This window comes from Larkinella terrae (assembly GCF_009668025.1).
Lineage (GTDB): Bacteria > Bacteroidota > Bacteroidia > Cytophagales > Spirosomataceae > Larkinella > Larkinella terrae.
On the sequence record NZ_WJXZ01000014.1, the window covers coordinates 1,477,600 to 1,491,776 of the forward strand.

11 protein-coding genes are annotated in these 14,177 nt (G+C 50.9%); 6 read left to right on the plus strand and 5 right to left on the minus strand.

Going from position 1 to position 14,177, the window contains the following annotated elements; translation table 11 throughout:
• Positions 1-43 precede the first annotated feature (43 nt).
• The 6 genes from purL to GJJ30_RS27760 all read left to right on the plus strand — a co-directional run bounded on the left by purL (position 44) and on the right by GJJ30_RS27760 (position 6,758).
• Positions 44-2,296 carry a phosphoribosylformylglycinamidine synthase subunit PurL gene (gene purL / locus GJJ30_RS27735; protein WP_154178401.1) on the plus strand — a complete coding sequence of 751 codons (2,253 nt, stop codon included), beginning with the start codon at positions 44-46 and terminating at the stop codon, positions 2,294-2,296.
• A gap of 65 nt (positions 2,297-2,361) precedes the next feature.
• Complete coding sequence (locus GJJ30_RS27740) at positions 2,362-2,964, plus strand: Uma2 family endonuclease (protein ID WP_154178402.1); 603 nt, start codon at positions 2,362-2,364, stop codon at positions 2,962-2,964.
• Positions 2,961-3,728, plus strand: coding sequence for a tRNA pseudouridine(38-40) synthase TruA (truA, locus tag GJJ30_RS27745; RefSeq protein ID WP_154178403.1), 768 nt, complete (start codon positions 2,961-2,963; stop codon positions 3,726-3,728). The genes GJJ30_RS27740 and truA overlap by 4 nt, the downstream gene beginning before the upstream one ends.
• A 73-nt stretch (positions 3,729-3,801) precedes the next feature.
• On the plus strand, positions 3,802-4,785 hold the full coding sequence (locus GJJ30_RS27750) for an XdhC family protein (protein WP_310588403.1): 984 nt from the start codon (positions 3,802-3,804) through the stop codon (positions 4,783-4,785).
• Positions 4,786-4,798: 13 nt separating this feature from the next.
• Positions 4,799-5,386, plus strand: coding sequence for a nucleotidyltransferase family protein (locus GJJ30_RS27755; RefSeq protein WP_154178405.1), 588 nt, complete (start codon positions 4,799-4,801; stop codon positions 5,384-5,386).
• A 127-nt stretch (positions 5,387-5,513) separates the two neighbouring features.
• Positions 5,514-6,758 (plus strand): hypothetical protein, encoded by a 1,245-nt coding sequence (locus tag GJJ30_RS27760; protein WP_154178406.1) that lies wholly within the window; start codon positions 5,514-5,516, stop codon positions 6,756-6,758.
• Between the two features lie 6 nt (positions 6,759-6,764).
• Here the strand turns inward: GJJ30_RS27760 and GJJ30_RS27765 are convergent, their stop codons facing one another.
• The 5 genes from GJJ30_RS27765 to GJJ30_RS27785 form a co-directional block, all read right to left on the minus strand.
• Entirely contained in the window at positions 6,765-8,057 is a 1,293-nt protein-coding gene (locus GJJ30_RS27765; RefSeq protein WP_154178407.1) for a serine hydrolase, read from the minus strand.
• Between the two features lie 108 nt (positions 8,058-8,165).
• Entirely contained in the window at positions 8,166-10,616 is a 2,451-nt protein-coding gene (locus GJJ30_RS27770) for a TonB-dependent receptor (protein ID WP_154178408.1), read from the minus strand.
• Between the two features lie 16 nt (positions 10,617-10,632).
• Complete coding sequence (locus GJJ30_RS27775) at positions 10,633-11,406, minus strand: hypothetical protein (RefSeq protein ID WP_154178409.1); 774 nt, start codon at positions 11,404-11,406, stop codon at positions 10,633-10,635.
• Between the two features lie 240 nt (positions 11,407-11,646).
• Entirely contained in the window at positions 11,647-12,612 is a 966-nt protein-coding gene (locus tag GJJ30_RS27780; protein WP_310588404.1) for an AAA family ATPase, read from the minus strand.
• A 112-nt stretch (positions 12,613-12,724) separates the two neighbouring features.
• Entirely contained in the window at positions 12,725-14,086 is a 1,362-nt protein-coding gene (locus tag GJJ30_RS27785) for a peptidylprolyl isomerase (RefSeq protein WP_154178410.1), read from the minus strand.
• Positions 14,087-14,177 lie beyond the last annotated feature (91 nt).

Below are 14,177 nucleotides of genomic sequence, written 5' to 3' on the forward strand. Positions count from 1 at the left end.
AAAAGCCTTACCTTTGCGCCAACGAACATTCTGCTCAATCCGCATGTCTGCCGAAACGACCGATCAATTACCAACGCTCGAAACCGCCCGCAAACTGGGTCTGCTCCCCGACGAATACGACCGTATCATCGCCATTCTGGGCCGGAAACCCAACTTTACCGAACTGAGTATCTTCTCCGTCATGTGGTCGGAGCACTGCTCCTACAAAAACTCGATTGTCTGGCTCAAAACCCTGCCCCGCGACACCACCGGCGACGCACCCAGCCGGATGCTGGCCAAAGCGGGTGAAGAGAATGCCGGACTGGTCGATATTGGCGATGGGTTGGCCTGTAGTTTCAAGATCGAGTCGCACAACCACCCCTCGGCCATCGAGCCGTATCAGGGCGCGGCAACCGGCGTGGGCGGCATCAACCGTGATATTTTTACGATGGGCGCGCGGCCCATTGCCCAACTGAACTCGTTGCGGTTTGGCAATTTGTCGTTGCCGAAAACCCGGCGGCTGCTGAAAGGAGTCGTCAAAGGCATTGGCGATTACGGTAACGCGTTCGGGATTCCGACCGTGGGCGGAGAGGTCTATTTTGACGATTGTTACAACATCAATCCGCTCGTCAATGCATTTTCGGCCGGGATCGTCGAAACCGGAAAGGTCGCCAAAGCGATTGCTTACGGCGTTGGCAACCCGGTTTTTATCGTCGGTTCGGCCACGGGCAAAGACGGTATTCACGGCGCAACCTTCGCTTCGGAAGATATTTCGGACAAGTCGACCGAAAAACTTCCGGCGGTTCAGGTGGGCGATCCGTTCATGGAAAAACTCCTGCTCGAAGCCACGCTGGAAGTGATTGCCACGGGCTATGTGGTTGGTATTCAGGATATGGGCGCGGCCGGTATCATCTGCTCGACTTCCGAAATGAGCGCCAAAGGCGAACACGGCATGGACATCGACCTCGACAAAGTGCCGACGCGTCAGGTGAACATGGACCCGTTCGAAATTCTGCTTTCGGAGTCGCAGGAGCGGATGCTGGTGGTCATTGAAAAAGGAAAAGAGGCCGTTATTCGGCAGATTTTTGATAAATGGGATTTGAACTGCGAGCAGATTGGTGTCGTCACCGATACCGGTCGCCTGAAATTCCACCGCTACGGTCAACTGGTGGCCGACGTGCCCGCCGATGACCTCGTGCTGGGCGGTGGTGCTCCGCAATACAACCGCGAATACCGCGAACCGGCTTATTTCCAGGAATTTAAGAAGTTTACGATCGATAGCATTCCGGATGTAGAAACCGCCGAGATTCAGGCGGTGGCCGAACACCTGCTCTCACACCCGAACATCTGCTCGCGCCGGTGGGTGTATGAACAGTACGATTCGATGGTGGGAACCGCCAACCGGAGCACCAACGCGCCGTCGGATGCTGCCGTGGTCAGTGTGAAAGGCACCGATAAATCCATCGTCATCACGGTCGATTGCAACAGCCGCTACGTGAATGCCGACCCCGAAGAAGGTTGCGCTATTGCCGTAGCTGAAGCCGCCCGCAATATCGTTTGTTCGGGAGGGGAACCGCTGGCGATTACGAATTGCCTGAATTTCGGAAATCCTTATGTGCCAGAGGTTTACTGGCAGTTTGTGGGCGCCATCAAAGGCATGAAAAAGGCCTGCGAAAAATTCAATACGCCGGTAACAGGTGGCAACGTCAGCTTCTACAACCAGAGCTCCGACGAAGGACCGGTTTTTCCGACACCAACAATCGGAATGCTGGGGCTGATGGAACAGTCCGACAACCGCATAACGCTAGGTTTCCGCCAGCCGGGCGATCTGATTTATCTGGTGGGCGAGTCGAAAAACGACGTCGGTTCGTCGGAATACCTGTATTCGTACCGGGGCGTCAAAGGGTCTCCGGCACCGGTTTTTGATCTGGACGAAGAGTTTACGCTGCAAGCGGTTGTGAAAGGCATTATTCAGGAGAAATTAGTTGTTTCGGCGCACGACATTTCCGACGGTGGGCTGTTTGTAACCCTGGCGGAATCCGCGATGGCGGGCCAGACCGGTTTTACGATCCAGACCGACGGCGGTTTCCGGAAAGATGCCTTCCTGTTCGGCGAAAGCCAAAGCCGGGTAGTCGTATCGGTTTCGCCCGAAAAACAGGCTCAATTTGAAGGCTCGCTGGAAAAGTCCAATGTTTCGGTTCGCAAGTTAGGTACGGTTTCGGCTGGTGACTTTGTGATCGACGGTGAGACAGTTTTGTCAGTTGCCGATGCGAAGTTGCTGTATGACAATGCATTGGGTCAGAAAATGGGAGCGTGACTTTAGACGAAATAGAATTGATCAACGTGATTTCAGAGGTCCTTCGGCATTGATAACTAATCAGCATGTTTACTTCAGACAGAAAAAGAAGTTACACGGTAGAAGAATATCTTTCCCTGGAGGAAAAGAGCGAAATCCGGCATGAACTCCTTGATGGCGAAATGCTGGCAATGGCTGGAACTTCGTTAAATCACAATGAATTAATTGATCGAACAAAAGATGTTTTAAAAGTATTTTTTCGGCCGAAAGGGTGTAATGTTTACTCTGAAAGCATCAAACTGGAGGCAGGTAATGGACAGTATACTTATCCGGATATCATTCTGACTTGTCATCCATTTGATTTGCGCGGAACCCAACATAGTATTCGGCAGCCGCAGTTATTGGTCGAAGTATTGTCAAAATCGTCAGCGGCTGCCGATCGGGGAATTAAATGGCGGAAATACCGTAAAATTCCCTCACTCTTATATTACATGTTGATTGACCAATACTCAACAACAGTCGAACTTTTCAGCCGCATTGAACAAACCGATGAGTGGGTTAACAGCGTATATGAAAATTTGGATGATATTATCGTTTTGCCAAGGTTGAATTTTGAGTTCACATTAAAAGATATATATAACGGGATCGACTTGCATCCTGAGGAAGAGGACGTTCAGGAAGACGCATGAGTCAACGCTATTTTATCCAACTTTCATACCGCGGCACGGCTTACCACGGCTGGCAGTTTCAGCCCAACGGCATCAGTATTCAGGAAGTGCTGGAGCAGAAACTGAGCATGATTCTGAAAGAGCGCATTGCCATTGTGGGAAGCGGTCGGACGGATGCCGGGGTTCACGCCGAACAGCAGTTTGCTCATTTTGAACGGGAGCACCCGCTCGACCTGACGGATACGCTGATTCATGCCTTGAATTGCCTGCTGCCGCCGGACATTGCCATTCAGACCATTTTCCCAGTCGCCCCCGACGTTCACGCCCGGTTTTCGGCCACTACCCGTTACTACCAATACCGCATCCGAAAACAGAAAAGCCCGTTTCTGGATTACCTGGTATACGTTTTTCGGCCCCAACTCGACATCGACGAGATGAACAAGGCGGCCGCGCTCTTGTTTCAATACGATGATTTTGAGAGTTTTAGCAAAGTTCGGACGAAAGTGTCGCATTTTCGCTGTCTCATTCACCGGGCGGAGTGGGTAATTGAAAACGACCAACTGGTTTTTCACATCAAAGCCAACCGGTTTTTATACGGTATGGTGCGCACGCTGGTGGGAACGATGCTCGAAGTCGGGCAAGGACGAATGACGGTTGCCGAATTTGAACAGATTCTGCTGGCAAAAGACCGCACCAAAGCCGGGCGTTCGGCCCCAGCGAGCGGGTTGTTTCTGGTGGAAGTGGGCTATCCACCCGGCGTATTTGATAAGAAAAATGACGAATGATGAACCATGAATGATGAATTCGAGTAAATTGGGTAATTCATCGTTTATCATTCATCGTTCATCATTCAAAAACGTGATTAACGAATTCCAGCAACTCATCCAGGCTTATCGAAAAACCGACTTTAGCCAGCGAAAAGCCGCCCTGGCAACCGTCGTCGGGTTGAGCGGTTCGGGCTATCGCCGACCGGGTGCCCGCATGTACATCACCGATGACGGTCAATGGATTGGAGCCATCAGCGGAGGATGTCTGGAAGGCGATGCCTTGCGGAAAGCCCGTGAAGTCATGCAAACCCGTCAGGCCCGTTTGGTTACTTACGACACCTCCAACCCGGAAGGTGAAAATTTTGGCATCGGGTTGGGGTGTAACGGCGTGTTGGACGTCCTGATTCAGGCCATCGACCCCGAGGATTCGGAAAATCCGCTCGAAACGCTCGACCGGGTGATGCAGGAACGACGACCGCTGAGGTTTGAAACCACCCTGCCCGACGGCGCCGGAATCTTCGTCGAAGAGCTTAAACCAGACATTCAATTGCTGGTTTTTGGGGGCGGTTACGACGCCGTGCCGCTGGTGCAACTGGCCAAACAGCTTGGCTGGCGGGTTGTGGTTACCGACGATTGTGTGGCGCATTTGCAACCCCGGCGGTTTGGCGTTGCCGACGAAATGCTGGCCGTTCAGCGCGACGATATTCGGCAGCAAATACCGATCGATGCCTACTCGGCAGCGGTTTTGATTTCTCACAATTTCAAATACGATCGCTCGGTTTTGCGGGAATTATTGCAGACCAATATTCCCTATATTGGCCTTCTGGGGCCGAAAAAGCGCGGAGATGCGCTGCTGGACGAGGTCAGCGATCTAGTCACTACCCGCGATGAAAAACGGCTTTTCTGGCCGATTGGTCTGGATGTCGGAGCCGACAATCCGCCGGAAATTGCGCTGTCCATTCTGGCTGAAATTCAGGCGGTTTTTCGGAAAACATCGGCCCAGCCGTTAAAATTCAAGAATGCGCCGATCCATCAGCCTGTGCAATCGATCAGCACTTCCGTTGACCTGAACTGACCAGTAATTCCTCATGAACATTGGCATCATCATTTTGGCGGCAGGCGCTTCGTCGCGGATGGGTAATCAACCAAAGCAACTCATTGAATGGGAGGGCCGTACGCTGATCCGGCGGGCGGTTGATATGGCGCTGGAGACACCTTTCCGGCCTGTCGTCGTCGTAGTCGGTGCCAATAAAAACCGGATTTCTCCTGAACTGGACGGGTTACCGGTTACCATTATTGATAACCAGCACTGGCAGCAGGGGCTTTCATCTTCAATAAAAACCGGTCTGGCGGCTGTTTATCTGACCCAGAAGAACATCGACGCGGTACTGTTTTTGCTGACCGATCAACCGGGTGTCGATCGCGGTTTGTTGCTGCAATTGGCGCAGGTGTATCGGGAAACCGGTAAGGGAATCGTGGCTTCGGGTTACGCGGGCAGTTTGGGTGTTCCGGCCCTGTTCGACCGGAAATACATCAGCGAACTGCTCAGTCTGACGGGTGATACCGGCGCGAAGTGGGTGATTGCCAATCATAAAGACGATTGTGCAGAAGTGCCTTTCGAATCCGGTAAAATTGATCTGGACACCGATGAGGACGTCGAGCGGTTTTTTGGTTAAGAAATACCGCAAACTCACAACAGCTTACTATACCTAAAAAAAATTGTGCAGCAGTGTTTGCACTTTGCAAAACCTTAATAACTTTGAAACACAAAGTTCTTTTTATGGCCTTTTTAACTTTTCAATAATGCGCGAAGAAATTCTATTGAATCTGGACAATCCCCGGCAATTGGAAAAGTTGTACCGGGATAACAAACCGTCCTTCAAATCGGCTTTTAATGCCTTGTATCCCCAGCTTGGGAGCAATTCGCTGGCTGACTTCTGGTATCAGCGGCTAAACTTTGATCAGGAAGATCTCTACTGGGGAACTCCCGGCGAACGGGTTTTTGTGCTGGTTGCTTCCCTGCTGGCTGCGCTACTGGCCAAGCTGCCCGAACTTTTTTCCCTGAATGCGGAGCTGTTTTTCCAGCGGAATGCGGCCTTTATCGTTTTTCCCATACTGACCGCCTATTTTGCCTGGAAAAACCGGCTTTCTCTGAAAAACATGGGTATCCTGGCCGCCGTTTTCCTGCTGACGCTGGTGTTCATCAATGCGCTACCCCAGAACCAAACCAGCGACACTTTTGTGTTGTCCTGCATCCATTTGCCAATCTGGCTTTGGGCGTTTCTGGGTTTTGCATTTGGGGGCGGAAAGCTCAAAAATTGGGAAAACCGGCTGGGATTTCTGCGTTATAATGGCGATCTGGTTGTGATGACCGCCCTGCTGCTGCTCGCGGGTGGGTTAACGACCGCCATTACAATTGGATTATTCAAGCTGATTGGCTGGCAAATCGAGAAATTCTATTTCAATTACGTGGTTATCTGCGGGCTGGCGGCTGTTCCCATCGTGGGTACTTTTCTTACTCAGAACCAACCCGGATTGGTGAATAAAATATCTCCTCTGATTGCCAACCTGTTTAGCCCGGTGGTGCTGGTCATGCTGGTGGTTTACCTGGCCGCTACGGTTTTCTCGGGTAAGGATCTTTATCACGACCGCGAGTTTCTCCTGCTTTTCAACGTCCTGCTGATTGGGGTGATGGCCCTTATTTTCTTTTCGGTAGCGGGTACCTCTTCGCTAAGTAAGAATCCGGCTCAGATCCTCATTCTGTTCCTGTTATCGGCGGTGACCTTGCTCGTCAATGGAATTGCCCTGTCAGCCGTCCTGTTCCGGATTGCGGAGTGGGGGATAACGCCCAACCGGGCCGCCGTGCTGGGTGGGAATTTGCTCATGCTTGCCCATCTTATTTTTGTGGGAATACGGCTTTTTGGGGCGCTGACCCGCAAGACCGATCTATCGCTGGTCGGAAAAACGATGGCGGTTTTTCTGCCGATTTACAGCTTGTGGGGCGGTGTGGTCACGTTCTTGTTTCCCCTTTTCTTTGGGTTTAAGTAAAACCGCTCAGTTATCTACATCCCGGATGGTTGGCCGCTTGTCCGTTTTTCGTATTTCGTACGGAACCTCGAATTGTGACAAATCCGGGCGGTTTTTCCGTTTGCGCTTTAATTCGTACTGGTAAATCGTTTGGCCGAGCTGGTAGAGAAAGGGATGGGCCACGCTCTCGTATTCGTATTGATTATCGTTCAGAATTTCGTCTTTGTTCACGTAAATCGTCGCGGAGAGCATGTACTCGACTTTATTTCGGAAATCCGCGACGTAGGACGCATCCGTCATGAAACCGTACGCCCAGCCTACTTTATTGAATACGCGAACGCCTTCCGGCAATCTGTGATGTAAGCTGTCCTGAAAGAAAAACTTTACGTACGTGTCGTAATATTGATCCGAATCGTATTTGGGGTAATTGGTTTCGCCGGGAAACTGGGACAGATACTGATACAAAAACGAATAGTCACTGTCGGTTAATTCGAACCGCTGCCGGGCCGGAACGGATTGCGGAAACAGCACCGATTGCAGCGTTTGCTGAAAAGCTTCCAGCGGATATTTGTTACGCGTTGAAAAGTCAAACGGTTCGTTGACCAGACTGTCCCGCGCACTCAAATACGCTTTTCCGATCTTGTCGATTCGCCGGAAATCAAACGCATCCTGGTTGTGGGCGGCTGGCTGGGCGTAAATCAATGTGCCATCAGGACGGATAAACCGCACCGGATTGGTGTGCCGGTTTTCGTCGGGCGACATGCGGACAAACCGGTGCGTAATGCGGGTGTCGGCGTATCCTTTGGCGTGCAGCGTACGGTTTGTACTTTCCTGACCCACAAACTCATACAGCCGGCTGTAGGCGTCATTATCACTCACCAGAAAAGCTTTTTTGATGAAGTGAGCAATCGACGGAAAACCGGTTTCGGAGGTGTTATCCGTCCATTCCCGGGTTTGATTCCGAAACGCGCTGTCAAACTGCATGGCTGTAAACTTGTTCACATCCGGAATTTTTAACCGGTTCAGTTTTTCCAGCGAAAGCAGGGCCAGCGGCAGTTTTACGGTTGAAGCCGGATTGAAATAGGCGGTGCTATCGACGTGAAAATAGTAGTTGGTAAACGTCGGAACGTTGTTTCGGTCGCGGTTAATCTGGGTGTAAATAATTTGCAGCCGGTAGGTGTCCGGATGTTTGATTACTTCCTGAAAAACCGGGTTCTGATTCTGAGCGAGAAGGTTCGTCAGCAGGGGAGAGGTTCGGGCTTGACCATACCCAATTGTTACCACCAGACAAATGGCTACTATGGCTAAAAGTTTGTTCATGATGAAGAATGAGGAAAACCACAGGGACGGACCCGCAAGAATAAATAAAATTCTATTTCCAGCCAACGCCCTTTCTCTACTCTTTCTTCTCACCTCTTTTTTCTGGAATTAAAAATCAACCCGGTAATAGAAAACCGGTAGAAAACTCAGCTGGTATTCCCGTTTGATGAATGTTCCGTCGGGCTGGGGCGCGTAGCTCAGCGTCAGGATGTTCTGGATACCGAGGACATTGACGAGATCGACCGCAATTGTGTGGGTGAGCCGCGTCCGATTGATCTTGTAATCTACTTTCAAATCGAATCGCCGGTAATCCGGAAACTGGAGCGTATTCCGGCCTGCACTTTGGTAAATGATGTCCTGTGCTGCTTTCGATTTTGCCTCGTCGACGATTCCATACCAGCGTCCGCCGATGGCCGTGAACTTAGCTCCCACGTTTAAACTAGTTCTGCCGAAGGTAAATTCTTTCGCAAAAAGCAGGTTGTACGCGTATTTTCCATTGAAATCCGTATTCCTTAACACGCCGTCGGAGCCTTTGTATTTGGCATCGAACAACGATCCTGTTACCAGAAAATAATAACCGTCGCTGAAAAACTTCTCCAGCGTCAGCTCGGCTCCGTAGTTTCGGCCCGTTCCTTTATTGACTAGTTTACCCGGAAAAACCCGCGAAAAACTGGCTCCCGTATTCAAAATCGAGAATGAACTGCTCTGCTCTTCAACCGGTACATCGAATAGTTTCTGATAGTACGCTTCGACCTTCAACCGCAAATTGCGTCCCAGGAGCCAATCGTACGAGGTTACATAATGCCAGCTTTTGGTCAGACCCAAATCCCGATTGATGCGTTCACCACGTTTGGCGCTGTTGTGCAGATCATCGCCGTAAAAATAGATGTAGGTGGGCTGAATCTGACTGTGTAAACCGGCCGCAAAGCTGAGTTTCTGGCGGTTTGGTAAATCCCAGGCCAGGCCCACGCGGGGTTCGGCGGGTGAAAAACTGTTTTTGTTGAGCGAAAAATACAGGCTTGTCAGGCCCGCGCTCAGGGTCAAGCGGTCGGCCAGATTGACGCGCCACTGCACATACGGTTGTACGAGTAGCGCCGACTGACGCGAATCCCAGCGGGTTTGCCAGGGAGCCAACTCCACCGGCATATTGGGTGAGATAATGACGTTACGCGCACTATCGACGAAATTGACGGCATACAGGTCGGAATTCAAGCCAGCCTTCAACGTGCTGCGCGGACTGAACTTATGATTAGCCGACACGGCCAGAGAGGTTTTAGTTTCCGCAAAGCGATAATCCAGCACCTTGGCCTGATCCGTAATTTTGTACCGGTTATTCTCGACGACCGGAAGATTGTTGGCTCCGTACTGAAAAAAAAGATAGTTGTGGTACGTATCCTGAACATTGCCCGATTCGGCCAGAGTTGCGCGCAGAAAAGTCTTGCGGTTTAGCGGTTTTTCAAATGTTAAACCCACAACTCCCATGCGTGACGTATAGTATTGATCGCGATCGTTTTGGCCAAAAATATTTCGGTCCGATACTTCCTGTTTGCTGATGAGCAGATCAATTGTGCTGGTGCCGCCGAATCCCCATAACGACAGTTTAGCGTTGTTTTTCAGCGGAAAATTGAACCGAAAGGAAGCATCCTGGTAGGTTGGAATGGCCTGGGTTCCGATGTCGATACCGGCTTTATTAAAAAGCCACAGGTTGGCGTAGCGGTAGGTCACAAAATAAGACGACCCGGTTTTTTTGGAAAGGGGACCTTCCAGGGCGGCTTCCGTACCTAAAAAGCCGAATTGGAGTGTTCGCTGGTGTTTTTCGTTGTTGCCGTTGCGTAATCGGAGGTCGAAAACACCCGCAATACCGTTGCTGAATTCGGCCGGAAACGCACCGGTAAAAAAGTCGGAATTGGCCAGCATTTTGTTGCTGATGATGCTCACGGGGCCACCCGTCGTTCCCGAAATCGCAAAGTGATTCGGGTTTGGAATGCTGATGCCTTCGACCCGCCATACAACGCCACCCGGTGAATTGCCCCGGATAACGATGTCGTTGCGCGAATCGTCGGCGCCTTGCACCCCGGCAAAGTTGGAGGCCATCCGGGCGGGTTCGCCCCGGCTTCCGGCGTAGCGGTCGGCTTCGTCGACGGTAAACTGGCGGGCCGAAACGATGGCCATTTCGTTGCGGGCGTCGCCGGTGCGTTGCGCCTTTACGGTAACGCTGGCCAGCTCCGTTATGGCTTCTTCCAGGTCAACGTCCAAAATGGTTTCGCGACCCGCATCGACGATGATGTTGTTCAGCAGTGCTTCTTTGTAACCGATTCGGGAAATTTTAACAGTTCTTCGACCCACCGGCACGTTGGTCAGGCGGTAACGCCCCAATGAATCGGTGATGGTGCCGGAACCGTCGGCCGTTGCATTCAGGATTTGAACCGTGACATCGGCTAGGGGATATTTGGATTCCTTATCAGCAACCCGCCCGCGAACGGTTTGGGTTAAAGCGGTTTGTGCGTGAAGTGAAGATAGAAAACCGGTGAAAAAAAACAGGCAATAAATGTATTTCATAGATGTGTGGTGGAAATTAATTCGTGGCCGAAGCGATCAACCCAAAAAGCAGCAAGCCCACTACGGTGCCCAGTAAAGTTCGAAAAAAGCGCCTTTTTTCCCGTTTTCGTTCCGGTTGAGTCATCTCCTTATACGGTTTCATGTTTTTTGTAAGTGCCCGGCCTAAGAAATAAAAACCGCCCGCCAGCACACCGGTTCCCAGCAAAATAACCATTACGGCCGCAAACCCTTGTTCGCTACACAATAAACCGCAGGCCAGACGGCTCGCAAAAATAAAGATTGGAATGCTGGCCAGAAACAGAAGGATGTAGGCAATTTTGGTTCCGGTCGTTGGTTTGTCCTGAGCGGTTTTGTCGCCGAACGAGCTAAGAAGTTGATTCGGAGCAGGTTGGGATAACGAATCTTTCTCGCTGATGACCGTGTAGGAGTTTTCGCTGGCTACGCTGACCGATGGTTCAGGGTGCAAAACCGCCCGGCCGCAGATGCCTCCCGCAACGACATAAGCGAGAAAATTGATGAGAAATAGGAATAAATAGCTATTCTTCTGAAACCGGAACCGCTTGTACGAAACCAGATCGGCTAATAGAATGGCGTTGTAGCGGCACAGCAGTTGTCGGATTAAAACCAGAGCGCCCAGAAGCAGCGACAAATACCAGCCCGGTTGATTGGAAAGAACCGCACTGCCTAAAATGAGGCCGAGGGCAACATTGGAAAATTCCGACAGCGCGATCAGACCGGCAGCAACTCGTTGATGGCGGCTGGCGAATGCCGCTAGGACAGAGGTCGTCATTGATTAGCAGATAACCGTTTTACCATCCCGGCAGTCGATTGGAGCCGGAACAGAAAGCTACCTAGTAATCAAGTTTACCATTATTTTGTTTGCAGCGGGCAAGAGGAGGCAAGGATTTACTTTGCGGTAAAAAAGTTAAGGTTTATAGTTCCTCGTTTATGGTTGACTGGCGCATTGGATTGTAAACATTCACGCAAGTAACCACAAACGGAATACTATAAACCTTAAACGATCTAGAAACTACAACAGCCGCTTGATGAGCTGGTCGACCGTGATGCCTTCGGCTTCGGCTTTGAAGTTGCGGACAATCCGGTGACGAATGATCGGATAAGCGACGGCCCGAACGTCTTCGATATCGGGTGAGTATTTGCCGTTCAGCAGAGCGTTACACTTGGCCGCCAGAATCAGAGCCTGCGATGCCCGCGGACCCGCACCCCATTCGAGGTACGTATTGGCATCCGGCGATCCCATTTCGGTATTCGGGCGGGTTTTGTGAACCAGTTTCACGGCGTATTCGACTACATTATCAACCACCGGAACCCGGCGCACCAAATGCTGGAAGGCCAGCAGCTCGTCGCCCGTCAGTACTTTCTGCACTTGGTATTTTTCGTCGGTGGTTGTCGATTTTACGATGTCCAGCTCCGACTGGTACGAGGGATAATCCAGAAAAACATTGAACATAAACCGGTCCAGCTGCGCTTCAGGCAGCGGATAGGTTCCTTCCTGTTCAATCGGGTTCTGGGTCGCCAAAACAAAGAACGGCCGATCGAGCGGGTATTTTTGCCCGGCAATCGTCACCGCGTATTCCTGCATGGCTTCGAGCAGGGCTGACTGCGTTTTAGGGGGCGTCCGGTTAATTTCATCGGCCAGAATGATGTTCGCAAAAACCGGTCCTTTGATGAATTTAAAACGGCGTTCCTGGTCAAGCGTTTCGGAACCCAGAATGTCCGAGGGCATCAGGTCAGGCGTAAACTGGATCCGGTTGAAGCTCAGATCAAGCGCCCCGGCGATGGTCTGAATGAGCAGCGTTTTAGCGAGTCCCGGCACCCCAACCAGCAGACAGTGTCCCTGGCAAAAGATGGCTGTCAGCAAAAGCCGGACGGTTTCTTCCTGACCAATGACCACTTTACCAATCTCGGTTTTCAGTCTTTTATACGCTTCATTCAGCGCTTCAGCAGCCGCAACATCGGAATTATATTGTACCACAGCAGAGGAGTTAAGAGTTTAGAATGGTAAATTATGAATTATGAAGGATGAACGATGCATTATTGTTCGCAGTTGGCTGCATTTAATTCATCGTTCATCATCCATAATTCCTTCACGGTCCTTCGGTTTTTTGACTGCCCAGAATATGGCAGCTTTGGTATTCAGGATCAACATTGATGTAGACATCGCTGACGGCTTTTTTGAACCAGGCGTCGATGGCGGTATTCTTTTTATTATTCAGGACTATATTGGCAATTTTCTCGTAATCGTCCTTGATGCTGGCCGTGTGGGGCGCCACTTTCCGCTTGTAATACAAAAGCCGCACGGCACTTTTGCCATCTTCCAGCCGGTAATCCATCGGCGGACTAACGCTGCCCACTTTCATGGAATCCAGCGTCATGTACAGCGTGTAATCCATGTTTTGATCGAGCGGCATCAACGTGCTGTTCGATTGCTGATCGCGAATGACACCGCCCGCGTCGGCCGTGGCTTTGTCTTCCGAAAAGTCCTTGGCGGCTTTTTCAAATTTGATACTGTCGGCTACAATCAACGTCCGCAGACTGTCCAGAAACCGGCGCGGCTGGCTCAGGTCCAGGCGGTTGTAATCGGGGCGGAGCAGGATATGCCGGGCGTGGTATTCGGCACCGCGCAATTCAACGAGCTGAATCAGGTGAAGCCCGAATTCCGACTCGACAATGTCCGACATTTCACCGGGTTTCAGCTTCATGGCTGCGCCTTCAAATTCGGCAACCATCGCACCGCGTTTGGCAAAACCGAGGCTGCCTCCCTTTTGGGCGGAACCTACATCTTCCGAAAATTCGGTGGCTAGTTTAGCAAAATCTTCGCCTTTTTCAACGCGCTCTTTTAGCGCCTGCAACCGTTTCCGCAACTCTTCTTTCTGCTCTTTCGTTACTTTCGCCAGCCGGACAATGTGTCCGATTTCGACTTCAGCCGGAATGTAAGGCAGGCTGTCTTTGGGAATACTGTTGAAAAATTTCCGGACTTCGTTCGGGCTCACTTTCACGTCGTCGGTAATTTTGGTCTGCATCCGCTGGCCCAGCATCTGCTCTTTCACTTCCGAGCGCAATTCACTTTTTAAAGCCTCAATGCTTTTTCCGTAGGCTTCCACCAGGTTTTTTTCCGAACCAAACTGCTGAATCATGTACGACATCCGGCCATCCATCTGGTTTTCAATCAGTTTGTCGTCGACAGTTACGGAGTCAATTTCGGCTTTTGCCAGCAATACTTTTTGCACAACGAGACTCTCCAGAAGCTGGCAATCCCCCGGAGCTTTCTGGTTCTGCTGGGCGTACGACTGACGGGCCTGTTCCAGATCCGATTTGAGCACGTAATAATTATCGGCTTTCGCAATGATCTTGTTTAAGCTGACGCCCTGCCCCTGCGAAAAGGCCGGAAGTACCGCTGTGAACAGCAGCGCCGTCAGAATAAAGTAGGAGAGAAGGATTGATTTCATTAAAAACTTCATTCAGGTTTATTATTCAATATTAACTATTTCGACAGGATTTATCGACATGCCGAATCAAGGAATCTGTTAAATGATGTTA

Coding starts and splice junctions, on each gene's coding strand:
- purL (WP_154178401.1), top strand. CDS start 44: ATGTCTGCCGAAACGACCGATCAATTACCAACGCTCGAAACCGCCCGC.
- GJJ30_RS27740 (WP_154178402.1), top strand. CDS start 2,362: ATGTTTACTTCAGACAGAAAAAGAAGTTACACGGTAGAAGAATATCTT.
- truA (WP_154178403.1), top strand. CDS start 2,961: ATGAGTCAACGCTATTTTATCCAACTTTCATACCGCGGCACGGCTTAC.
- GJJ30_RS27755 (WP_154178405.1), top strand. CDS start 4,799: ATGAACATTGGCATCATCATTTTGGCGGCAGGCGCTTCGTCGCGGATG.
- GJJ30_RS27760 (WP_154178406.1), top strand. CDS start 5,514: ATGCGCGAAGAAATTCTATTGAATCTGGACAATCCCCGGCAATTGGAA.
- GJJ30_RS27765 (WP_154178407.1), bottom strand. CDS start 8,057: ATGAACAAACTTTTAGCCATAGTAGCCATTTGTCTGGTGGTAACAATT.
- GJJ30_RS27770 (WP_154178408.1), bottom strand. CDS start 10,616: ATGAAATACATTTATTGCCTGTTTTTTTTCACCGGTTTTCTATCTTCA.
- GJJ30_RS27775 (WP_154178409.1), bottom strand. CDS start 11,406: ATGACGACCTCTGTCCTAGCGGCATTCGCCAGCCGCCATCAACGAGTT.
- GJJ30_RS27785 (WP_154178410.1), bottom strand. CDS start 14,086: ATGAAATCAATCCTTCTCTCCTACTTTATTCTGACGGCGCTGCTGTTC.